The 22,184-nt window shown below is 65.7% G+C and carries 20 protein-coding genes and 10 tRNA genes; 25 read left to right on the plus strand and 5 right to left on the minus strand.

Annotation, left to right across the window (positions count from 1 at the left end; translation table 11 throughout):
- Window positions 1-15 precede the first annotated feature (15 nt).
- Entirely contained in the window at window positions 16-705 is a 690-nt protein-coding gene (phoB, locus tag C0R07_RS17160) for a phosphate regulon transcriptional regulator PhoB (protein ID WP_019185815.1), read from the minus strand.
- Between the two features lie 132 nt (window positions 706-837).
- The gene (locus C0R07_RS17165; RefSeq protein WP_070426710.1) at window positions 838-2,478 is read right to left on the minus strand and encodes a M48 family metalloprotease; all 1,641 of its coding nucleotides are present in this window, start codon (window positions 2,476-2,478) and stop codon (window positions 838-840) included.
- 141 nt (window positions 2,479-2,619) lie between these two features.
- On the opposite strand from C0R07_RS17165, the gene grxC reads away from it, so the two are divergent.
- From grxC to C0R07_RS17195, 6 genes are all read left to right on the plus strand, one after another.
- The gene (gene grxC / locus C0R07_RS17170; protein ID WP_019185813.1) at window positions 2,620-2,919 is read left to right on the plus strand and encodes a glutaredoxin 3; all 300 of its coding nucleotides are present in this window, start codon (window positions 2,620-2,622) and stop codon (window positions 2,917-2,919) included.
- Complete coding sequence (locus C0R07_RS17175; protein WP_019185812.1) at window positions 2,916-3,308, plus strand: carboxymuconolactone decarboxylase family protein; 393 nt, start codon at window positions 2,916-2,918, stop codon at window positions 3,306-3,308. The genes grxC and C0R07_RS17175 overlap by 4 nt, the downstream gene beginning before the upstream one ends.
- 406 nt (window positions 3,309-3,714) lie before the next feature.
- Entirely contained in the window at window positions 3,715-4,722 is a 1,008-nt protein-coding gene (locus C0R07_RS17180; RefSeq protein ID WP_019185811.1) for an isocitrate dehydrogenase, read from the plus strand.
- A 132-nt stretch (window positions 4,723-4,854) separates the two neighbouring features.
- Window positions 4,855-5,283, plus strand: coding sequence for a hypothetical protein (locus C0R07_RS17185; protein ID WP_102789538.1), 429 nt, complete (start codon window positions 4,855-4,857; stop codon window positions 5,281-5,283).
- 159 nt (window positions 5,284-5,442) lie between these two features.
- A complete protein-coding gene (locus C0R07_RS17190; RefSeq protein ID WP_102789539.1) occupies window positions 5,443-6,186 on the plus strand; it encodes a cysteine hydrolase family protein in 744 nt (247 codons plus the stop codon).
- Window positions 6,187-6,243: 57 nt separating this feature from the next.
- The gene (locus C0R07_RS17195; RefSeq protein WP_070473760.1) at window positions 6,244-7,152 is read left to right on the plus strand and encodes a LysR family transcriptional regulator; all 909 of its coding nucleotides are present in this window, start codon (window positions 6,244-6,246) and stop codon (window positions 7,150-7,152) included.
- 114 nt (window positions 7,153-7,266) lie between these two features.
- Here the strand turns inward: C0R07_RS17195 and C0R07_RS17200 are convergent, their stop codons facing one another.
- Complete coding sequence (locus tag C0R07_RS17200) at window positions 7,267-8,025, minus strand: Bax inhibitor-1/YccA family protein (protein ID WP_070426714.1); 759 nt, start codon at window positions 8,023-8,025, stop codon at window positions 7,267-7,269.
- A 178-nt stretch (window positions 8,026-8,203) separates the two neighbouring features.
- Here C0R07_RS17200 and C0R07_RS17205 point away from each other — a divergent pair.
- From C0R07_RS17205 to C0R07_RS17285, 17 genes are all read left to right on the plus strand, one after another.
- A tRNA-Pro gene (locus tag C0R07_RS17205) sits at window positions 8,204-8,280 on the plus strand.
- Between the two features lie 45 nt (window positions 8,281-8,325).
- A tRNA-Arg gene (locus C0R07_RS17210) sits at window positions 8,326-8,402 on the plus strand.
- Window positions 8,403-8,437: 35 nt separating this feature from the next.
- Window positions 8,438-8,514 (plus strand) — tRNA-His (locus tag C0R07_RS17215).
- Window positions 8,515-8,595: 81 nt separating this feature from the next.
- Window positions 8,596-8,671 (plus strand) — tRNA-Lys (locus C0R07_RS17220).
- 158 nt (window positions 8,672-8,829) lie between these two features.
- Window positions 8,830-8,905, plus strand: a tRNA-Lys gene (locus C0R07_RS17225).
- A gap of 189 nt (window positions 8,906-9,094) precedes the next feature.
- On the plus strand, window positions 9,095-9,361 hold the full coding sequence (locus tag C0R07_RS17230) for a hypothetical protein (RefSeq protein ID WP_139146385.1): 267 nt from the start codon (window positions 9,095-9,097) through the stop codon (window positions 9,359-9,361).
- A 107-nt stretch (window positions 9,362-9,468) separates the two neighbouring features.
- Window positions 9,469-9,553 (plus strand) — tRNA-Leu (locus C0R07_RS17235).
- Window positions 9,554-9,787: 234 nt separating this feature from the next.
- Entirely contained in the window at window positions 9,788-11,080 is a 1,293-nt protein-coding gene (gene tig, locus C0R07_RS17240) for a trigger factor (RefSeq protein ID WP_019185805.1), read from the plus strand.
- A 65-nt stretch (window positions 11,081-11,145) separates the two neighbouring features.
- Window positions 11,146-11,772: an ATP-dependent Clp endopeptidase proteolytic subunit ClpP gene (gene clpP / locus C0R07_RS17245; protein WP_019185804.1), complete on the plus strand. Its 627-nt coding sequence runs from the start codon at window positions 11,146-11,148 to the stop codon at window positions 11,770-11,772.
- Window positions 11,773-11,898: 126 nt separating this feature from the next.
- Complete coding sequence (gene clpX / locus C0R07_RS17250) at window positions 11,899-13,188, plus strand: ATP-dependent Clp protease ATP-binding subunit ClpX (protein WP_019185803.1); 1,290 nt, start codon at window positions 11,899-11,901, stop codon at window positions 13,186-13,188.
- Window positions 13,189-13,330: 142 nt separating this feature from the next.
- Complete coding sequence (gene lon / locus C0R07_RS17255; protein ID WP_019185802.1) at window positions 13,331-15,805, plus strand: endopeptidase La; 2,475 nt, start codon at window positions 13,331-13,333, stop codon at window positions 15,803-15,805.
- A 207-nt stretch (window positions 15,806-16,012) separates the two neighbouring features.
- Window positions 16,013-16,285, plus strand: a complete 273-nt coding sequence (locus tag C0R07_RS17260; RefSeq protein WP_019185801.1) for an HU family DNA-binding protein — start codon at window positions 16,013-16,015, stop codon at window positions 16,283-16,285.
- 11 nt (window positions 16,286-16,296) lie between these two features.
- Window positions 16,297-16,371, plus strand: a tRNA-Val gene (locus C0R07_RS17265).
- A gap of 28 nt (window positions 16,372-16,399) precedes the next feature.
- Window positions 16,400-16,476 (plus strand) — tRNA-Asp (locus C0R07_RS17270).
- A 107-nt stretch (window positions 16,477-16,583) separates the two neighbouring features.
- Window positions 16,584-16,660 (plus strand) — tRNA-Asp (locus C0R07_RS17275).
- Between the two features lie 90 nt (window positions 16,661-16,750).
- Window positions 16,751-16,827, plus strand: a tRNA-Asp gene (locus C0R07_RS17280).
- A 211-nt stretch (window positions 16,828-17,038) separates the two neighbouring features.
- A complete protein-coding gene (locus C0R07_RS17285; protein WP_102789540.1) occupies window positions 17,039-19,012 on the plus strand; it encodes a peptidyl-prolyl cis-trans isomerase in 1,974 nt (657 codons plus the stop codon).
- Between the two features lie 71 nt (window positions 19,013-19,083).
- Here the strand turns inward: C0R07_RS17285 and C0R07_RS17290 are convergent, their stop codons facing one another.
- Together C0R07_RS17290 and gloB are read right to left on the minus strand one after the other, a co-directional pair.
- On the minus strand, window positions 19,084-20,298 hold the full coding sequence (locus tag C0R07_RS17290; protein ID WP_070426718.1) for a lytic transglycosylase domain-containing protein: 1,215 nt from the start codon (window positions 20,296-20,298) through the stop codon (window positions 19,084-19,086).
- Window positions 20,295-21,062 carry a hydroxyacylglutathione hydrolase gene (gene gloB / locus C0R07_RS17295; protein WP_102789541.1) on the minus strand — a complete coding sequence of 256 codons (768 nt, stop codon included), beginning with the start codon at window positions 21,060-21,062 and terminating at the stop codon, window positions 20,295-20,297. Before gloB ends, C0R07_RS17290 begins: the two co-directional genes overlap by 4 nt.
- 11 nt (window positions 21,063-21,073) lie before the next feature.
- Between gloB and C0R07_RS17300 the strand changes: the two genes are divergently transcribed.
- Both C0R07_RS17300 and rnhA read left to right on the plus strand, forming a co-directional pair.
- Window positions 21,074-21,718 (plus strand): methyltransferase domain-containing protein, encoded by a 645-nt coding sequence (locus C0R07_RS17300; protein WP_019185796.1) that lies wholly within the window; start codon window positions 21,074-21,076, stop codon window positions 21,716-21,718.
- 11 nt (window positions 21,719-21,729) lie between these two features.
- Entirely contained in the window at window positions 21,730-22,182 is a 453-nt protein-coding gene (gene rnhA, locus C0R07_RS17305; protein WP_019185795.1) for a ribonuclease HI, read from the plus strand.
- The last annotated feature ends 2 nt before the right edge of the window (window positions 22,183-22,184 follow it).

Raw genomic sequence — 22,184 nt, forward strand, 5'->3', positions numbered from 1 at the left:
CCGGCCCGACGAGACTCAGGTCGAGGTCGAGAACCGGTAGCCGGCGCCGCGCACCGTCTGCACCATGTTCTCCGCGCCGAACGGCTCCAGCGTCTTGCGCAGGCGGCGGATGTGCACATCGATGGTGCGCTCCTCCACGTACACGCTGCCGCCCCACACGTGATCCAGCAGCTGGGCACGGGTGTACACGCGCTCAGGGTGGGTCATGAAGAAATGCAGCAGCCGGTATTCGGTCGGACCGATCGGCACCGGCTGATCGCCGGCGAAGACGCGGTGCGCGGCGCCGTCGATGCGGATCGTGCCGACCGCCACGCTGCCGTCTTCGTCATCGTCGCGGGCACGGCGCATGACCGCACGGATGCGGGCCAGCAGTTCGCGCGCCGAGAACGGCTTGACCACGTAGTCGTCGACACCGGCCTCCAGGCCACCGACGCGGTCGTTCTCTTCCCCGCGCGCGGTCAGCATGATGATCGGCACCTCGCGGGTGAGGGCTTCTTTGCGCCAGCGCCGGGCCAGGTCCAGGCCGCTGGTGCCCGGAAGCATCCAGTCCAGCAGGATCAGGTCCGGAACGCGGTCGGCGATGGCGGTCTGCGCCTCGCGGGCGTCGCCGGCATGGATCGGGTCATAGTCGCCCTTGCGCAGGGCAAAGGCGACCATTTCGCGGATCGCGGGTTCGTCATCGACGATCAGGATGCGTTTCTGCACGTGCCCACCGTATTGCTCATCAGATCGGGATTGAGCCCAGTAGACTACGGTTTCATGACAGGTTTGTGACGAGGGGGCCGTTCCCGTCGTTGACCGCCATCCCACCGTCATCCCGACCCCTTGAACGGCGCCTCAGCGGCGGTCCAGTTCCGGGTCGTCGATGCCTTGGCGGCGCATTTCCAGCACGGTCGGGGTGATGCTCTCGATCCGGGCATCGACCCGGGCCCGGCCCACGTAGTCCAGATCCGGTTGCCGCTTCAGGGCCTGCAGCTGGATCAGGGCCTGCTCCGGCCGGCCGCTGAGGAAGGCCGCCTCGGCATAGGCCTCGCTGGCCCGGGTGGTATCCCCGGCCAATTCGCTGGCGCGGGCGAAGCGCTGCTGGAAGACCGGATCATTGCCGCTTTGCGACAGCATCGGGCGCAGCATCGCCTGCGCGCGCTGGCCGGCCTCGCGCCCGCCCTGTTCATTGAGGATGGTGGCGTAGGTCAACGCGACCGGGCGGCTGCCGGGGTGCTGGCGCATCAGGGTCTCGAAACGGGCGTTGGCCTGGGCCTGCTGGCCGCTGCGCGACTCCGCCTCGCCCAGCGCCAGTGCCACCCAGACGTTGTCCGGGTGGTCGCGCAGCAGCTCGGCCAGGTCGCGGCTGGCCTGCGCGGCGGCACTGTTGCGCAGCCGGCCCAGGGCCAGCCCGTAGCGCTGTGGTTCGGTCAGCCCGTTCTTCTGCGCGCGCTGCAGGCTTTCGTATTCGCGGATGACATCGCCCGGGGTGTCGGCGCTGAGCACCCGCAGCCGCTCGCGCGCCCATTCGAACTGACCGGTGCTGCCGCGGCTGAGCGAGTTGACCGAAATCTGCATCGAGGCCGGCAGCAACGGGTTGCTCCGCCGCACCAGCGGATCGGACAACGCCGGGTCGGACGGGTTCACCCGTTCCTGCCGGACGCCGCCGGGCACCTCGGTGGTCAGCAGCACCGTGTCTTTCTTCATCTGTTCGGCGCGGGCCTTGGCCTCGCTGATGCGGGTGGTGGTGACCGGGTGGGTCTGCAGGAAGTCCGGGACGCTGTAGCCCCCCTGGTTGCCACGCATCGAGGCGGACATGCGCTCGAAGAAGCCGGCCATGGCATCCACGTCATAGCCGCTGCGGGCCAGGGTGCGGATGCCCAGGCGGTCGGCCTCGGATTCGTTGGAGCGGGTGTAATTGATCTGGCGCTGCTGCATCAGCCCCATGCCCGAAGTGATCGCGGCCATGGTGGCGTCACCGGAGGAGTTGCCGCCGGCCTGCTGCGCGGCCACGATCGCGGCAAGCATGCCGAGCAGGATCGGGATCTGGTCGCGCTGTGCGCGCTCGACGCCGCGCAGCACGTGCTGCTGGGTGACGTGGGCGATTTCGTGGGACAGCACCGCGGCGACCTCGTCCTCGCGCTCGGCGGTCAGTACCAGGCCCGCATTGACCCCGATGTAACCGCCCAGGGTCGCGAAGGCATTGATCTGCCGGTCCTTGAGCATGAAGAAGGTGTAGGACTGGCGTGGCTGGGCGCTGTTGGAGCCCAGCCGGGCGCCCATGGTCTGCAGCCAGTCATCGACCAGCGGGTCATCGAGCAGGTACCCATAGTTGCGCAGTTCGCGCAGCATCATCCCGCCGTATTCGGCCTGCCGTGCCGGGGTCAGCAGCTCGCCGGCCGAAGAACCGATGTCCGGCAGCTTGCTTTCCTGGGCCCCGGCCAGCGGTACGGCCAGGGCCAGGGTCAAGGCGGCAGAGAGCAGCAGAGGGCGCAAACGGAGCTCCTGGGGGAAGGCGGACGACAGCGTGACAGGGCCAGTGCAACCTGCAGTTAAACCACAGTGTTGCGACGGTGACGTGGAAAATCCAGCGGACCGCTACCATATACAGACCAACGTTCCGCTGTGGAGTTTCCCGTGAGCCAAGATGCTGTTTCCACCCCCGGTGGCGCTCCCGCCATCACCATCTACTCGACCGCGGTGTGCCCGTACTGCGTGGCCGCCAAGAACTTCCTGAAGAGCAAGGGCCGCGACTGGACGGAGGTCCGGATCGACCTGGACCCTGTCGAGCGCGAGAAGATGATGGCCAAGACCCGCCGCACCAGCGTGCCGCAGATCTTCGTCGGCGAGGTCCATGTGGGCGGCTACGACGACATGATGGCGCTGCACCGTGCTGGCAAGCTGGAGCCGTTGCTGGCCGGGCAGGACCCGGCATGAGCGCGGCCGACGACGGCAGCAAGGACCGTATCGCCGAATTCACCGAGTTCCGCCAGCGCATGAATCAGCGCATCCTGGGCGAACCCAACCAGGTCGTGCGCCGCTTCTTCGCGCTGGACACCCAGACCTACCAGGCCGGCGCGCTGGATGTGAAGACCAAGGAGCTGCTGGGCCTGGTCGCCTCGATGGTGCTGCGCTGCGATGACTGCATCAGCTACCACGTGGCCCAGTGCAAGGACGCCGGCGTGACCCGTGAGGAGTTCTTCGAGACCTTCTCGGTCGGCCTGGTGGTCGGCGGCTCGATCGTGATCCCGCACCTGCGCCGCGCGGTCGATTTCCTGGACCAGCTCGAAGGCGGCGCCGAAGCGCCGGCCGTTCACGAGCATTGAGGTCGGGGCCGACCCGGCCCCACCGAGGTAGAGCCGACCGTTGGTCGGCTGCTTGGGCGCCCCGACGATATCGGCGCCCGGCAGTGCGCTGTTCATGTTCTAGATCCCGTTCCACCGACCAACGGTCGGTGGCTACCCCGTCGTTCAGCCCACCCCTGGTTGCCGGCCAGCGGCCGGCACTACCGATCGCGTGTCTTGAGCACAGCCCCCTTCTGTTGATGGCGGCGCGCCAACGGCGCGGGGAGAGGGGGAATGCGCGGGCAATGCTGCCTTGCCCGCCTAAGACCAATGGCCCATTTGGGGTCCATCGGGCGGGTAAGGCATAATTGCCGATGAAACTTCCCTTGCGCCCGCGCTTCGCGCACCTCACGGATGGCGCTCCCCCCTCGGTTCGGAATACACATCAATGACGCAGAAAATCACGGTCATCCGCGGTGACGGCATCGGCCCGGAGATCATGGACGCTACCCTGTTCGTGCTCGGCAAGCTGGACACCGGCTTTGAATATGAAGACGCCGACGCGGGCCTGGTCGCGCTGGAGAAGCACGGCGATCTGATGCCGGCGGCCACGCTGGAATCGATCGCACGCAACAAGATCGCGCTGAAGAGCCCGCTGACCACGCCGGTCGGTGGTGGCTTCACCTCGATCAACGTCAGCCTGCGTCGCCATTTCGACCTGTACGCCAACGTGCGTCCGGCGGTCTCGTTCCCGAACACCAAGTCGCGTTTCGGCGACGGCGTGGACCTGATCACCGTCCGTGAGAACACCGAAGGCGCGTACCTGGCCGAAGGCCAGGAAGTGTCGGCCGATGGCGAGACCGCCTTCTCCGGCACCCGCATCACCCGCAAGGGCTCCGAGCGCATCGTGCGCTACGCCTTCGAGCTGGCCCGCAGCACCGGCCGCAAGAAGGTCACCGCCGTGCACAAGGCCAACATCATCAAGTCGACCTCGGGCCTGTTCCTGGCCGTGGCGCGTGAAGTGGCCGCCAAGTACCCGGACATCGAGTTCCAGGAAATGATCGTCGACAACTGCTGCATGCAGCTGGTGATGCGTCCGGAACAGTTCGATGTGATCGTGACCACCAACCTGTTCGGCGACATCATCTCCGACCTGTGTGCCGGTCTGGTCGGCGGCCTGGGCCTGGCCCCGGGCGCCAACATCGGTGAGAACGCGGCGATCTTCGAAGCCGTGCACGGCACCGCCCCGGACATCGCCGGCCAGGGCAAGGCCAATCCGTGCGCGCTGCTGCTGGCCGCCGCACAGATGCTGGACCATGTCGGCCAGGTCGAAAACGCCGAGCGCCTGCGCAAGGCCATCGTGGCCACGCTGGAAGCCAAGGATTCGCTGACCGGCGACCTGGGTGGCACCGGCAACACCATGGGCTTCGCCCAGGCCATCGCCAGCCGCCTGTAAGCGGCCGGCGCTCTTGCTGGATGCTGTCCCAGGCGGTAGCCAGGCAACGCTGCGCATTGTTGAAGACGGGCCGTCCTTGTACGGCCCGTCTGCGTTTTAAAGTGCGGCTTTTCACCGACAGGATTTTTGCAGATGCCTGATGCGGCTGTGTGGGTGGTGGCGGCTGTTGCCGTCTATGCGATTGGCGTAGGCATCTACTTCGTCTTCTGCTGGCCCTGGTCCCGTTCGCAGCGCGCGTTGCGTCGCCTGCGGACGCATGGGGTCTCCATCCGCAACCTGCGGCACAGCGAAGCGCGCGCGCTGCAGTTGATCGAATATCCGGCGGGGGCGCCGGTGTACCGGCTGGAGGGCGCCTGCGCGGAGTTCATCATCAGGGGCAAGAATGGGGCAGCGCATGTGCAGACCCTCGCAGGGGTGCCGGTGAAGTACCCGGCGGGCCTGGAACGTGCCGTGCGCGCTGGCAGCAACGCTGCCGAGGTGGTGCCAGGGCGAAAGGACGCGGTGATCGTGCGGCTCAATGGCGTCACGCTGGCGTCGTCGAGTCGAGCCCTGCGCGGCTGATCGTTTACGGGCGCCCAAACGAAAAGCAGTCGTGCCTGGCGCGACTCCACACGAACGGTCTGTTCGAAATCTGCACAGATCATGTGTCACTCCATGGCTGGTTCGTGCGCCATCCGCCTCGCATCCTGTGCCCACTTTCCATCGCACAGGAGTCGTCCCATGAACCTCATGGCCTTCGGCCTGGCCAGCCTGATCGGCATGGCTGCCACCGCTCCGGTTGTTGCCGCTGAACCGTCCCATCCCACCATCCGCCACATGGCGGGTGCCCCGGTGCCCGCCTCGCTCGACGCAGCGAAGACCGCGGTGCTGGTGATCGACTTCCAGAACGAATACTTCGATGCCCGTGCCGCGCCAGGTTTCGCCGGCGGCCGCATGGTCATTCCCGACGGCATGGCCGCACTGCGTCAGACCCGCCGCGTGGTCGACTTCGCCGATGCCCACGGCATCCGCGTCATCCACGTGCAGCATGTGCTGCCGGCGGGCGCGCCGCTGTTCGCGCAGGGGAGTGTCAACGTCGCCTTCCATCGCGACATGCAGCCGCGCAGTGGCGAAACCGTCATCCAGAAGGACAACGTCAGCGTGTTCGCCGGCGCCTCGGCTGCGGCGCTGGATACGGTGCTCAAGCAGGCCGGCATCGACACGTTGATCATCACCGGCCTGCAGACCCATGCCTGCGTCGTCGGGGCCGCCCGCGACGCGGCTGCCGCGCCGCGCGGCTACCGTGTCCTCGTGGCGTCCGATGCCAGCGCCAGTCGCGACCTCGACCTGGCCGACGGCACGCGCATCGGCCACCGCGCACTGCACGAGGCGTCCCTGGCGCAGATCGAGGATGCGTTCGGCGATGTCATGGCCACCGACGCGATCCTGGCCCTGCCGGTCCGCGAGGCGGGCAAGGGCGCTTGATAAGCTGGCCAGGCCCGCATCCGGCGGGTCCTGCCACTCGCCTGGAGCTGACTGCCGATGGATCACTTCGCCGCCCTGCGCGCGCTGCGCGCCATCGTCGAGGCCGGCAGCTTCAGTGCGGCCGCAGAGCGGCAGGGAACCACCCACTCCTCCCTGTCGCGGCAACTGCGGCAGCTGGAAGAGCACCTGCAGGTCCGGTTGCTCGATCGCACCACCCGGCGGCTGTCGCTGACCGAGGCCGGGCGCGACTATTACCGCGATGCCGTAGCCCTGCTTGAGCGGCTGGAGCTGGCCGACGACCGCGCCCGCGCGGGCCAGGCAGCGCCGAGCGGGCGCCTGCGCATCAGCGTGCCGCAGGTGGTGGCCAGCCAGGAATTGCCGCAGTGGCTGCCGGGGTTCCTGGCCCGCTATCCGCAGGTAAGCCTGGATCTGTCGGCCAACGACCAGCTGGTGGACGTGGTCGGCGGTGGCTTCGACATGGCGCTTCGCATTGCCGCCAGCCTGCCTGACAGCCAACTGGTGGCCCGCGAGCTGGCGTGCTGCCCGCGCATCCTGGTGGCCGCACCGGCTTACCTGGCCCGGCACGCCCTGCCGCGCCAGGTGGCGGACCTTCCGGCGCACACGCTGCTGGCGTTCCAGCCCGGCGCGGCCAGTACCGCTTGGCACCTGCAGGGCCCGCGGGGCGCGCAGGCCAGCGTGGAGGCCGGCCAACGGCTGCGCGTGGACGCCACGCCCGCCCTCTATGCCGCAGTGCGGGCCGGCATGGGTATCAGCCTGTTCACCGCGTTGACCGTGCAGGACGATCTGCGCGCCGGTCGCCTGATCCATGTGTTGCCCGGCTGGCATGCCGGGCAGCGCCGCTACTTCGCGCTGTATCCGCACGCACGTTCGCTGGCGCCAAAGGTGCGCGCGCTGGTGGAGCATCTGGCCGCGCATTACGCAGGGCAAGCCGGCGCGGCGGCCTAGTACCCTGCCAGGCGCTCCGGCCGGGGCTTGCCGGGGCGCCATGCGGGCGCATGAAAAAGGGCGCCCGAAGGCGCCCCTGATGCTTGCCTGGCCAGTGGCTCAGCGCTGCTGGATCTAGCGCTGCTGGATCTTGGAGAGCAGGCGCAGGAATTCCACGTACAACCACACCAGCGTGACCATCAGGCCGAACGCGCCGTACCACTCCATGTACTTCGGGGCGTGTGCGGCGGCACCGGTTTCGATGAAGTCGAAATCCAGCACCAGGTTCAGCGCGGCCACCGCCACCACGAACAGGCTGAAGGCGATGCCCAGCAGGCTGGCATCGTGGATCACCGGCACGTTGATGTTGAAGAAGCTCAGCACGAAGGAGGCCAGGTACACCAGCGCGATGCCACCGGTGGCGGCGAACACGCCCATCTTGAACTTCTCGGTGACCTTGATCACGCCACTGCGGTACAGCATCAGCAGCGCGAACAGGGTGCCGAAGGTCAGCAGCACCGCCTGGAACACGATGCCTGGGAACTTCATGTTGAACACGGCCGAGATCGCACCGAGGAAGAAGCCTTCCACCAGGGCATACATCGGCGCAGTGACGGGCGACCATTCCTTCTTGAACACGGTGACGAGTGCCAGGATCAGCCCGCCCACCGCGCCGCCGATGGTGTACATCATCGCGCTGGAGGACACCTGCCCATAGGCATCGACCGACTGGCTCCACGCGAACGCGGCCGTCAGCACGGTGAGCAGCAACAGGATGCCGGTCTTGTTGACGGTGCCGTTGATGGTCATCGCCTGGTCGGGGCGGGCCACGACCGAGCCGCTGGCCAGGTCGAGGAAGGTCGACTCGGAAAGTGCGGGATTGCCGCTGCGCATTGCCAATCTCCTTGATGGGGTAGGGGGCTGGCCATCCGGCCACTGACCCGAGCATAGCCGAAGCGACCCTCGCCAATGGCGACAGGTGAATTGATGTGTGAAAACCGTTGACAGATGCCACGCCGATTCCCACAATAGGCGGCTCTTTCGGGGGGAACCCCGGAGGGAAACAAACCGCCGGGGTATAGCGCAGTCTGGTAGCGCGCCTGCTTTGGGAGCAGGATGTCGGGGGTTCGAATCCCTCTACCCCGACCAAGCCCGCTGCTCAAACCGGGATTGGAATGCGACAATCCGGATCGAGCGCCCGTAGCTCAACTGGATAGAGCACCGGCCTTCTAAGCCGGCGGTTACAGGTTCGATTCCTGTCGGGCGCGCCATTCGGTGCAAGCGGTAGGAAGCAAGGTTTTCAGTGGTGGCTGTAGCTCAGTTGGTTAGAGTTCCGGATTGTGATTCCGGTGGTCGGGGGTTCGAGTCCCCTCAGCCACCCCACTGATTCAAACTGGTTCATCGAAAGTGAAGCAGGGTTGCAAAAGGCAGCACACACGCTACAATGTGCGCCTGAGTTTTTCAGGGCTGTTAGCTCAGTTGGTAGAGCAGTTGACTCTTAATCAATAGGTCCAAGGTTCGAATCCTTGACAGCCCACCAAGACAGAAGCCATCGGGTCCGCCCGGTGGCTTTTTTCTTGTTCGCGACACGTTGAACCGGTGGCGCATTGGCGGTCCACTGCCGCCATTGGCCATCCATTCAAATAAAACGCTTGCGTCGCGCGCAGGAAACCCTGCATAATTCGCCTCCCGATTTTCGGGCTGTTAGCTCAGTTGGTAGAGCAGTTGACTCTTAATCAATAGGTCCAAGGTTCGAATCCTTGACAGCCCACCAAGACAGAAGCCGCCTGGTCCGCCAGGCGGCTTTTTTCTTTTCCGGGCGTGCGTATCTGAAAGCCTCCTGAAACCGGGGTCGAACGCGACACGCAGCGTTTCCAAGCTGCGCGACAGAGCACGGATCGCAACCGGCAATCAGGTTCCACTCGACGGACCGCGCTTAGGCGCCCATCGAGGTACTCCCATCATGACTCTCCGGATCCTTGCCGCCGTGGCGTTGACCGCCTGCGCGGCCACGGCCGCCACGGCTGCCGAAACGCCCGCCCACGCATCGTTCGACCCGGTCCTGGCCGGTTATGCCACGACCGTGATCCGCAACACTCTTGCTCCCGGCGATTTCCAGCCGGCCAAGCCACTGGCCCGTGTCTCCATGCAGGACGCGCCCCAGGCCGAGGAACGCCAGGCGCTGGCGAAAGGGCCGCTGCTTCCCGGCGTGGCGCTGCCGGCGCGATAGTTGCCGATCCGCGGGGTGGGGCACGCGCTTCACCCCCGTTAAGCGGCATGACGACCTTCCGCTTTCCGGCCCCGCCTGCAACAATGTGCGCCTGGGCTTTCAGGCTCGCGAAAGTGGCGGAATTGGTAGACGCCCTGGATTTAGGTTCCAGTGCCGCAAGGCGTGGGGGTTCGAGTCCCCCCTTTCGCACCAGTGCAGGGCGTTTTCGCCGGCACCATGACCATGGGCACGTCCCGGATCGGGGAGACGGCCACATGCTGGGCCCTTGGCGGCCCCCGGACGTTCTCGGCCCGCGCTGGCGGCGCTGGCGTTTATCGGCGAAACTACAGGGCTGCGGCGGGCATGCGCGTCCACGACCCCGCGTCCAAAACCCGTTTCATCCATCACATCGTGCCGGGGCCCATGCCGCCGGTGGCAGGAGTCAACATGCAAGCTTCGATCGAATCCACTGGCAATCTGGAACGCCGCCTGACCTTCTCGCTGCCGGAAGACCGCCTGCAGACGCACATCAGCGGCCGTCTGGGCGAAATCGCCCGCACCACGCGCATCAAGGGCTTCCGCCCGGGCAAGGTGCCGGCCAAGGTGATCGAGCAGCGTTTCGGCCAGCAGGTCCGCAGCGAAGCCGTCGATGGCCTGCTGCGTGAGACCTTCGATGCCGCCCTGCGCGAGCATGAGCTGCGCATCGCCGGCACCCCGCGCATCGACAAGGGCGAGGGCGAGCTGTCCTTCGTGGCTACCGTCGAGCTGGTGCCGGACTTCGGCGACGTGGATGTCAGCAAGCTGACCGTGGTCCGCCACACCGCTGAAATCAACGACGCCGACATCGACCAGATGATCACCAACCTGCGCGAACAGCGCCGCAGCTGGAGCCCGGTCACCCGTGGCGCCCAGGACGGCGATCTGGTCGCGCTGGAAACCTGGTCGCAGGCCGGTGATGAGCGCCTGCCGGCCGAAGGCACCGAAAAGGGCAGCGTGATCGTGGGCCAGGGCATGATGTTCGAGCAGATCGAACAGGGCCTGGTCGGTCTGACCGCCGGTGAAGAAAAGACCCTGGACGTCGAATTCCCGGCCGATTGGCGCGTCCCGGCACTGGCCGGCAAGCAGGTCAAGGTCACCGTCAAGGCGGTGGACGTGTCCGCGCCGGTGCTGCCGGAGGTGGATGCCGAGTTCATCAAGAGCTTCGGTGTGAAGGGCGGCGACGTGGAGCAGTTCCGCAAGGACATCCGCGCCAACCTGGAGCGCGAGCTCAAGGGTGCCCTGATGAACCGCCTGCGCCGCGAAGTCGGTGAGCAGCTGATCGCCGCCTACGCCTCGGTGGAAATGCCGCCGCGCCTGGTCGAGAACGAAGCCCGCGCCATGCTGGACCAGCAGCTCGAGCAGATCCGCCGCAGTGGCCGCAACCCGGGTGACGTCCCGGCCGACGCCCACGAAGGCTTCAAGGACGCCGCCGCCAAGCGCGTGCTGGTCGGCCTGCTGGTCGGTGAAGTGGCCCGCAAGAACGACCTGCGCCTGGATCCCAAGCGCCTGAATGAAACCATGCGCCTGATCGCCTCGACCTACGAAGAGCCGGAGCAGGTCATTGAGATGTACCGCAACGACCCCCAGCTGATGAGTGGGCTGCAGAATCGTGTGATGGAAGAGCAGGTGATCGACTGGATCGCCGAGCGCGCCCAGCACACCGAAGAGAAGCTGTCGTTCCAGGACGCGATCCGCCAGTAAGCGGTCGTGTTTTACGCCCCGCGCCCTGGCGCGGGGTCGTTCCCCCCAAAATAGGTGCCTCACTAATGGACAACCGAACCACAGCCCTGAACATGGTTCCGATGGTGGTCGAACAGACCAGCCGCGGCGAGCGCGCCTATGACATCTATTCGCGCCTGTTGAAGGAGCGCCTGATCTTCCTCGTGGGCCCGATCGACGATCACATGGCCAACGTGGTGGTGGCGCAGCTGCTGTTCCTGGAAGCGGACAACCCGGAAAAGGACATCAGCATCTACATCAACTCGCCTGGTGGCGTAGTCACCGCCGGCATGGCGATCTACGACACCATGCAGTACATCAAGCCGGACGTGAGCACCATCTGCGTCGGCCAGGCGGCCTCCATGGGCGCCCTGCTGCTGGCGTCCGGCGCGGCCGGCAAGCGTTACGCGCTGCCGAATTCGCGCGTGATGATCCACCAGCCGCTGGGCGGCTTCCAGGGCCAGGCCACGGACATCGACATCCATGCCCGTGAAATCCTGACCCTGCGTTCGCGCCTGAACGAAGTGCTGGCCAAGCACACCGGCCAGTCGCTGGAGACCATCGCCCGGGATACCGAGCGTGACAACTTCAAGAGCGCGGCCGATGCGGTGGCCTACGGCCTGGTCGACCAGGTCCTGGAGCGTCGTCCGGAAGAGTCGATCCAGCCGGCATAACGTTGTACCAGGCCGGGAAACCGGCCTGTTTCCACCGGGTCGGGCGGGACTGGCGTCCTCCTGACCCTGTGCTATTCTCGAATCGAACCCCCGTTCAGTCGGGTGGGGTAACTGGGTAAGCGAAGCATGAGCGAAGACCGCCAAGGTCGTTCCACGGACACCGGCAAGATCCTCTACTGCTCTTTCTGCGGAAAGAGCCAGCATGAGGTGCGCAAGCTGATTGCGGGTCCGAGCGTGTTCATCTGCGATGAATGCGTCGAGCTGTGCAACGACATCATCCGTGAGGAGCTGGAGGAGAAGGCGCAGTCGGCCCGCAGTTCGCTGCCCAAGCCGCGCGAGATCCTCGAGGTCCTGGACCAGTACGTGATCGGGCAGAACCGCGCCAAGCGGACCCTGGCCGTGGCCGTATACAACCACTACAAGCGCATCGAGAGCCGCCAGAAGAACGACGAGGTCGAACTGGCGAAGTCGAACATCCTGCTGGTCGGTCCGACCGGTTCGGGCAAGACGCTGCTGGCCGAAACCCTGGCCCGCCTGCTCAACGTGCCGTTCACCATGGCCGACGCCACCACGCTGACCGAAGCCGGTTACGTGGGCGAGGACGTGGAGAACATCATCCAGAAGCTGCTGCAGAAGTGCGACTACGACGTCGAGAAGGCACAGCAGGGCATTGTCTACATCGATGAAATCGACAAGATCTCGCGCAAGAGCGAGAACCCGTCGATCACCCGCGATGTGTCCGGCGAAGGCGTCCAGCAGGCCCTGCTGAAGCTGATCGAAGGCACCGTGGCCAGCGTGCCGCCGCAGGGCGGTCGCAAGCATCCGCAGCAGGAATTCCTGCAGGTGGACACCAAGAACATCCTGTTCATCTGTGGCGGTGCGTTTGCTGGCCTGGACAAGGTGATCCAGCAGCGTTCCAACGATTCGGGCGGCATCGGGTTCGGTGCCAAGGTGAAGAGTTCCGAGCGCAAGCAGGAAGTGGGCAAGATCCTGGCCGAAGTCGAGCCGGAAGATCTGATCAAGTTCGGCCTGATTCCGGAGTTCGTCGGCCGCCTGCCGGTCGTGGCGACCCTGGAAGAGCTGGACGAGGCCGCCCTGGTGCGCATCCTCACCGAGCCGAAGAACGCCATCACCAAGCAGTTCAAGAAGCTGTTCGAGATGGAGCACGTCGAGCTGGAGTTCCGTCCGGACGCGCTGGCCGCTATTGCCCGCAAGGCGCTCAAGCGCAAGACCGGTGCCCGTGGCCTGCGTACGATCGTCGAATCGGTTCTGCTGGACACCATGTATGACCTGCCCTCGGCAGAGAATGTCAGCAAGGTGGTGGTGGACGAATCGGTGATCGAACACAAGTCCGAACCGTACCTGATCTACCAGACGCCACCGGCGCCTGAACAGAAGGCGGCTGGTGCTGAATAATCAGTTCAAGTAATTGAATTGAAAGAAATTTTTCAGAACAGCTTGCATCTAGAAGCCGATGGCCCCATAACGAGGCCATCGGCTTTTTTTGTATCCGGGCGAGGCGCCCGGAGGCCATCCCCACTGTTCCACTGGAGCCCACATGGCCCGTTCCCCAACTGAGACTCTCGACCTGCCGGTACTGCCGCTGCGTGACGTGGTGGTGTTCCCGCACATGGTCATTCCGCTGTTCGTCGGCCGTGACAAGTCCATGCATGCGCTGGAGCAGGCGATGGAAGCGGACAAGCGCATCCTGCTGCTCGCGCAGAAGTCCGCCGAGACGGATGATCCGTCCGCCGCCGATCTGTACCAGGTCGGCACGCTCGCCCAGGTCCTGCAGCTGCTGAAGCTGCCCGACGGCACCATCAAGGTGCTGGTCGAAGGCCTGTCGCGCGTCAACGTCACCGACGTGACCGAGCGTGATGGCTCGCTGCACGGCGTGGGCATGGAAATCGAATCGGACGAATCGCGTGAGCCGCGCGAGATCGAGGCGATCGCCCGCTCGCTGATGTCGCTGTTCGAGCAGTACGTCAAAACCAATCGCAAGCTGCCGCCGGAGCTGCTGCAGACCCTGGCCGGCATCGACGAGCCCGCGCGCCTGGCCGATACCATCGCCGCGCATATCAGCGTGCGCCTGGCCGACAAGCAGCGCCTGCTGGAAACGCTGCAGATCGGCGACCGCCTGGAAATGCTGGTCGGCCTGGTCGATGGCGAGATCGACGTGCAGCAGATGGAAAAGCGCATCCGCGGCCGCGTGAAGTCGCAGATGGAAAAGAGCCAGCGCGAGTACTACCTCAACGAGCAGATGAAGGCCATCCAGAAAGAACTGGGTGACCTGGATGACGCGCCCGGCGAGATGGACGAGCTGGCGCGCAAGATCGCCGAGGCGGGCATGCCCAAGCCGGTGGAGACCAAGGCCAAGGCCGAGCTCAACAAGCTCAAGCAGATGTCGCCGATGTCCGCCGAAGCGGCGGTCGTGCGCAATTACCTGGAGTGGCTGCTGGGCGTGCCGTGGAAGAAGCGCACCAAGGTCCGCAAGGATCTCAAGGCCGCGCAGGACACGCTGGACGCCGATCACTTCGGTCTGGACAAGGTCAAGGACCGCATCCTGGAATACCTGGCGGTGCAGTCGCGCGTGAAGCAGATGAAGGGCCCGATCCTGTGCCTGGTCGGTCCGCCCGGCGTGGGCAAGACCTCGCTGGGCCAGTCCATCGCCAAGGCGACCAACCGCAAGTTCGTGCGCATGAGCCTGGGTGGCGTGCGCGACGAGGCCGAGATCCGTGGCCATCGCCGCACCTACGTCGGCTCGATGCCGGGCCGCATCGTGCAGAATCTCAACAAGGTGGGCAGCAAGAACGCGCTGTTCGTGCTCGATGAGATCGACAAGATGTCGATGGACTTCCGTGGCGATCCGTCCTCGGCGCTGCTGGAAGTGCTCGACCCGGAGCAGAACAACGCCTTCAACGATCACTACCTGGAAGTGGACCTGGACCTGTCCGAAGTGATGTTCGTGGCGACGTCCAACTCGCTCAACATCCCCGGCCCGCTGCTGGACCGCATGGAAGTGATCCGCATCCCCGGCTACACCGAGGATGAGAAGCTCAACATCGCCATGCGCTACCTGGTGCCCAAGCAGATCAAGGCCAACGGCCTGAAGCCGGAAGAGCTGGAGATCGAGGCCGATGCGATCCAGGACATCGTGCGTTACTACACGCGCGAATCCGGCGTGCGCAACCTCGAGCGCGAAGTGGCCAAGATCTGCCGCAAGGTGGTCAAGGAAATCGCGCTTGCCGGTCCCGTAGCGCCCGCCAAGGCGGCCAAGCCGGCCAAGGCCGGCAAGAAGGCCAGCGCGAAGAAGAAGGCGCTGGTGGTGGTCAACGGCAAGAACCTGGACAAGTACCTGGGGGTTCGCCGCGTCGATTTCGGGCGTGCCGAAGAGCAGAACGAAGTGGGCCTGGTCACCGGCCTGGCCTGGACCGAAGTGGGCGGCGATCTGCTGCAGATCGAATCCACCCTGGTGCCGGGCAAGGGCCAGCTGATCCTCACCGGCCAGCTGGGCAACGTGATGAAGGAATCCGCCTCGGCGGCCCTGTCGGTGGTGCGCTCGCGTGCCGAGCGGCTGGGCATCGACAATGAGTTCCTGCAGAAGCACGACGTGCACGTCCACGTGCCCGATGGCGCCACCCCCAAGGATGGCCCGAGTGCGGGTATCGCCATGGTCACCTCGCTGGTGTCCACGCTGACCAAGGTGCCGATCAGGGCCGAAGTGGCGATGACCGGCGAGATCACCCTGCGTGGTCGCGTCACCGCCATCGGCGGCCTCAAGGAGAAGCTGTTGGCGGCGCTGCGCGGCGGCATCACCACGGTCATCATTCCCGAGGAGAACCGCAAGGATCTGGCCGATATCCCCGCCAATGTCACCCGCGATCTGAAGATCGTGCCGGTGAAGTGGATCGAGGAAGTGCTCGACCTGGCCCTGGAGGCCCCGCTGACCGCACCGAAGCCCAAGAAAGATGGGCAACGTGTCACGGTACGCGGCAAGTCCAAGACAGCTTCCACAACGCGCGTCAAGCACTGACGCGTCCTGTGGAAATGCCCGAAACCCGCGTCGTTATTGGCTTTTCAGCTTGCGCGGGTAGGGGGGCACTGGTATAAAAGCACCACTCGCGAGTCAGCGTACATCTGAATTCGGCGAACAGAGAACTTCACTGGCATCCGACGGCGTATCGTCGTCGGGTGTCTCAATGTTGAATCCGCGGAATCCCCGCCAAAGGAGCTGTAGAGAATGAACAAGACCGAATTGATCGACGCCGTTGCTGAAGCCGCCGACCTGACCAAGGCCGAGTCCAGCCGCGCCGTTGATGCCGTCATCGCTTCCGTCACCAAGGCCCTGAAGGGCGGTGACGCGGTGACGCTGGTGGGCTTCGGCACGTTCCAGGTCCGCGACCGCGCTGCCCGTACCGGCCGCAACCCGAAGACCGGCGACACCATCAAGATCGCTGCGTCGAAGAATCCGTCGTTCAAGGCTGGCAAAGCCCTGAAGGATGCCGTAAACTAAGCGGCTTGCTGGGGTGCTTAGCTCAGCGGTAGAGCGTCTCCTTTACACGGAGAGGGTCGGGGGTTCGAAACCCTCAGCACCCACCAGGCACTGCCAGTAAAAGTTTTGAAATGTGGAGCGGTAGTTCAGCTGGTTAGAATGCTGGCCTGTCACGCCGGAGGTCGCGGGTTCAAGTCCCGTCCGCTCCGCCAGTTTCAAGAAGGCCCCTGAGCAATCGGGGGCCTTGTTTTCTCCGCCGACGCATGTCGCGGTGAAGGCGGTAGAGCCGACCGTTGGTCGGCTGAATGAATTAAAACAAGGAGCGGTAGTTCAGCTGGTTAGAATGCTGGCCTGTCACGCCGGAGGTCGCGGGTTCAAGTCCCGTCCGCTCCGCCAGTTTTAAAAAAACCTCGAAAAAAGCAGCATTTCGGGGTGGGCAATCTGAATATCTTCGGATAGAATGAGCGCCTGCAAAGTTTCAAGTGCGGAGCGGTAGTTCAGCTGGTTAGAATGCTGGCCTGTCACGCCGGAGGTCGCGGGTTCAAGTCCCGTCCGCTCCGCCAATCTTTGAAGAGCCCTTGGTGAAAACCAAGGGCTTTTTTTTGTTTCCAATCCAGCAGATTGATCGACAGCGCGGCGCACACCGTTTGCCCGCCGCGATCAGCGGGTGCGGCACCGGGCAGATCGCGCGCAGGGGCCGGCGCGGGCACTTTTGGAGCCTGCCGCGAAGCGGGTTACACTGCCGGGCTCGCCAATCAGGCCTTGATTTTTCCCATGCTGCAGAAACTTCGCGACAAGACCTCGGGCTGGATCGTTACCGTGATCCTGGGGCTGCTGATGATTCCGTTCCTGTTCGTGATCGACTCCAGCTACCTCGGTGGCGTCGGCTCGCAGAACGTGGCCAAAGTGGCCGCCCCGCCGACCTGGTGGAAGTCCGCCCCGTCGTGGTGGCCGGTCTCGTTCCTGTGGCAGCACCATGAGATCAGCTCCAACGATTTCCGCGTGCGCTTCGAGCAGGCGCGCCAGCAGGCACGCCAGGAGCAGGGCGAGGACTTTGATCCGCGCCAGTTCGAAAGCACGGAGAGCAAGCTGGCCGTGCTCGATCAGATGATCGATGAGCAGGTCGTGCGCCTGGCCGGCGAACAGTCCGGCATCGTGATCGGCGATGCCGCCGTGCGCGAGTACATCGCCTCGATCCCGGCCTTCCTCGGTGCCGACGGCAAGTTCAACCAGGACAACTACCGCATCGCGCTGGCCAGCGGCAATCCGCCGCGCACGCCGACGCAGTTCGAAGCGCTGGTGCGCGAGAGCATCCAGCAGTCGATCATTCCGTCGGCCCTGCAGCGTTCCGGGTTCACCACCCAGAGCGAAGCCGAGCGCCTGATGAAGCTGCTCGGTGAAACGCGTGACGTCGAACTGGCCGCGCTGCCGGAAACCCCGGCCGACACCGCCGAAGTGACCGACGCACAGATCAAGCAGTGGTATGACAGCCACACCAAGGATTTCCGCCAGCCGGAAACCGTGTCGCTGGAATACGTCGAAATCAACGGCGCGAACCTGCCTGCGCCGGCGGCCGCCGACGAAGCCACGCTGCGCAAGCGCTATGACGATGAGAAGGCGCGCTTTGCCACGCCGGAACAGCGTCTGGCCTCGCACATCCTGATCACCGCCGATGGCAGCGATCCGGCCAAGCTCAAGGCGGCTGAAGAGAAGGCAACCCGCCTGGCCGCCGAAGCCAAGGCACCGGGTGCCGACTTCGCCGCACTGGCCAAGGCCAACTCCGAAGATCCCGGTTCCAAGGACACCGGTGGTGACCTGGGCTGGGTGGAACGCGGCGCGATGGTGAAGCCGTTCGAAGATGCCCTGTTCGCCATGAAGGCGGGCGAGGTGACCGGTCCGGTCAAGACCGACTTCGGTTTCCACGTGCTCAAGCTGCGCGAGACCAAGGGCGGCGAAGGCCGTTCCTTCGACGAGGTGCGTGACCAGCTGGCTGCCGAGCAGCTCAAGGCCGACACCGACCGCGTGTTCACCGAGCTGAGCGGCCGCCTGGTCGATCTGGTCTACAAGAACCCGACCTCGCTGGAAGGCCCGGCCAAGGACATGAGCCTGCCGGTGCAGACCATCGGTCCGTTCACCCGCACCACCGCCAGTGGCATCGCCGCCAACCCGGCCGTGCTGCGCGCGGCGTTCTCCGACATCCTGACCCAGGACGGCACGGTGAGCGACCCGATCGAGCTGGGTCCGAACCACAACGTGATGATCCGCGTGACCGAGCACAGCCCGGAACAGGCGCTGCCGCTGGACAAGGCCCGTGAGCAGGTCATCGCCGCGATCCATGCCGACCGCACCCGCCAGGCGTCGGAGAAGGCCGTGGATGCCGTGCTGGCCAAGCTGAAGGCCGGTCAGACCCTGCAGGCGCTGGCGACCAGCGAGAAGCTGCAGATCAGCCCGCTGCCGGGCCTGCCGCGCACCCAGCCGGTGCCGACCCCGGAAATCAACCGTGCCGTGTTCAGCGCGCCGTTGCCCGCTGAAGGCAAGGCCAGCTACGGCAAGGTCGCCGTGCAGGGCCGCTACGTGATCTACGCGGTGACCAAGGTCACCCCGGGCAACGTTGCTGAAGTGGACGCGGCCCAGCAGCAGCAGCTCAAGGAGCAGCTGAGCCAGATCGACGGCATGGCCGCCGCCAAGGCCTACGTGGAAGCGATGCGCAAGCACTTCAAGGTGCAGACCGAAGAAGCCAACCTCTAACCGGGGCGGCTTCTGCTGGACAACAAAAAGCCCGGCGATGCCGGGCTTTTTGCGTTGGGGGTGGGCGCCGCTCAGTCTTCGACGCGCAACACCGCTCCCGGCTTGAGCACACTGCTGCCACTGAGGCCATTGAGCGACAGCAGGGCCTTCAACGGCATCCCGTAACGGCGGGCGATGGTCCAGGGCGATTCGCCATCGCGCACGGTGTGGCGGCGGCTCCGCGGACGATCCGCGCTGGCCACCGTGCGGGTGGCGGCCGGCGCAGGCGCCGTACGGGCCGCCGGGCTATCCACCGGTGCGCTGGGAGCCACCGCAATGGCGGCCACGCTGGCGCTGGCATCCACCGGCGCATGCGCGGTCGGGGCCAGAACCGTCACCTGGCCGGCCGGGCGGCCCTTGCCGCTGGCCAGGGCCGGGTTGAGCCGGGCGATCCGGGCCGGATCCAGGTCGCGCTGCTGGGCCCACTGTTGGACGCTGGTGCCCGCCGGCAGGGTATGCCCCTTCAGCACGGGCACGGTGCGGTCCAGCGAGGCCATCACGGCTGGCTCGGTTTCTGCGTCTTCCAGCACGCAGGCCAGCGCGTGCAGCTTCTCGACATAGGCATAGGTGACCGGCGACAGGCCGGGCAACTCCGCCGGACGCGCGTTCTGCGCGTTCATGCCAGCCTTGCGCAGCGATTGCAGGACCCGGTACTCGCCGGCGTTGTAGGCCATGGTGGCCAGGCGCCAGTCGCCGCCGAACATGCCGTGCAGGGTCTTGAGGTAACGCACCGCGGCCTGGGTGGAATCCACCGCCGAGAGGCGGCCGTCGTAGCCCGGGGTCATCTGCACGCGGTGGTTCTTGGCGGTGGTGGCGATGAACTGCCACAGGCCGGCCGGGCCGCCGCCGTTGCGGGCGTTGGGCCGGTAGCCGCTTTCCACGAAGGGAATCAGCGCAAATTCGGTCGGCAGGTCGGATCTGCGCAGTTCTTCCACCACATAGCCGAACAGCACCAGGGCGTCATCGTCCTGGTTGGCCAGGCGCGAGGGGGCATGCGCGAACTGCTTCTGCCAGCGCGGGCTGGTCGCCTCGGCGTCGCAGGTGGGTTCAGCCAGGCCATCGCGGAAGCTGGCGAAGATGTCCTGCCCATTGCGCACCGAGGCCGGCGGCAGCGCCGCAGCGGTCAGGGGGAGGGAGGACAGGCCGGCCACGTTCTGCGACATGCCGGCGGTCAACGACTGGGCGCCCGCGCTGCCGGCCACGGCGATCGCCAGGCCCAGCGCGAGCGGCAACAATCGCCGACTCATGTTCGGAATCCGTCTTTCCAGTGTCGCAGCCCTGCGACAACATCGACTTCATCGGTAACGGGACGCCCGAGATGGGCGCTGACGGCCGCCTGGATGGCGGGGGTACTGGTACGCAGGAACGGATTGCATTCCAGCTCGCTTGCCAGTGAAACCGGCAGCGTGGGCAGGTCATCGCGGCGCATGGCCAAGGCCTCCTCATGGCGCTGCGACAGCGCAGCGTTGGTGGGGTCTACATGCCGCGCGAAGACGGCATTGGACAGGGTGTACTCGTGGGCGCAACAGACCATCAGTTGCGCTGGCAGGGACGCCAGCTTCCGCAGGGATGCCAGAAGCTGGGGAGGCGTACCTTCGAACATGCGCCCACAGCCCAGGCTGAACAACGCATCGCCACTGAAAAGGTGTTCAGCGGTGTGAAACGCGATATGGCTCCGGGTGTGCCCGGGCACGGATACTACGTGGAACCCGAGGCCCAATGCCTGAACGCATTCACCTTCAGCGACCCGATGGGCGGCCACCTGGATGCGCGGTTCTTCTGGCGCGTAAACCTCCACCGCCGGAAAACGGGCCTGCAGTTCTGCCACGCCGCCGATGTGATCATCGTGGTGATGGGTCAGCAGAATGCTGTGGGGAACCCATCCCTGCTGCGCTGCGGCAGCCAGAACGGGGTCGGCCTGGCCGGGGTCGATGACCACGGCGCGGCCGTCGTCGGCGACCAGCGCCCAGATGTAATTGTCCGCAAACGCGGGTAGGGCGGTCAGTCGCATAGAATTGGACCATGCCCCCCGCGCCGAGCCCCCGTCAAGCGACAGTCGCATCCTGGTTTGATACTGAACCGGCACAAGCCTTGTGCCGTCTGGAATCCGAGCGGTTGCGCAGCCTGCTCGCCGAGCGCCCGGTGAACCCCTGGCTGTGGGTGGCACCGACGCCCGGCTGGCTGGAGCGCGTCGAACTGCCCGGTCGCGGCCTGGGGCTGTTCCGCGACGGAGCGAGCTACGCCGGGGACGTGCACTGCGGGCTGCCGTTGCCGCTGCCGGACGAGAGCGTCAACGCGATCATCCTGCAGCACGTCACCGCGCGCGATGCCGAGCAGCTGATCGACGAGTGCGCGCGGGTGCTGATGCCGGGCGGCCGCCTGTGGTTGTCCACGCTCAACCCGTTCAGCCCGTACCGCCGGCAGTGGCGCCACCACGGACTGGTGGTGCGCAGCCCGCAGCGGCTGCGCCATACCCTCACGCAGGCCGGTCTGAGCTGCGAAGACCTGCACTACCTCGGCCCGATGTGGCGCGACCGCTCGCCGGCCCGGCGCGACCTCGCTCCACTGCGCGCGGCCTGTCTGTTCACCGCTGAAAAACGCACTCTGGCCCTGCCGGGACCGACGCCCGTGGCCCTGCCACGCTGGCACGGGACCGTGGCCACCTGATCTGGAATGGAATGAAGACGATAGAAATCCACACCGACGGTTCCTGCCTCGGCAATCCCGGCCCGGGCGGCTGGGCGGCGTTGCTGCGCTACAACGCGCACGAGCGTGAGCTGAGCGGTGGTGAAGCGCATACCACCAACAACCGCATGGAACTGATGGCGGCCATCTCGGGGCTGGAAGCGCTCACCGAGCCATGCAACATCGTGCTGTACACCGATTCGCAGTACGTACGCCAGGGCCTGACCGAGTGGATGCCCGGCTGGATCCGCAAAAACTGGAAAACCGCGGGCGGCTCGCCGGTCAAGAACCGCGAGCTGTGGGAGCGCCTGCACGCGGCCACGCTCAAGCACACCATCGACTGGCGCTGGGTCAAGGGGCATTCCGGCGATCCGGACAATGAGCGCGTGGACCAGCTGGCGCGCGACGCCGCGATCCGGATCCGTGCCGCTGGCCCGGTACACTGAGC

The sequence above is a fragment of the Stenotrophomonas bentonitica genome, assembly GCF_002887735.1.
GTDB lineage: Bacteria > Pseudomonadota > Gammaproteobacteria > Xanthomonadales > Xanthomonadaceae > Stenotrophomonas > Stenotrophomonas bentonitica_A.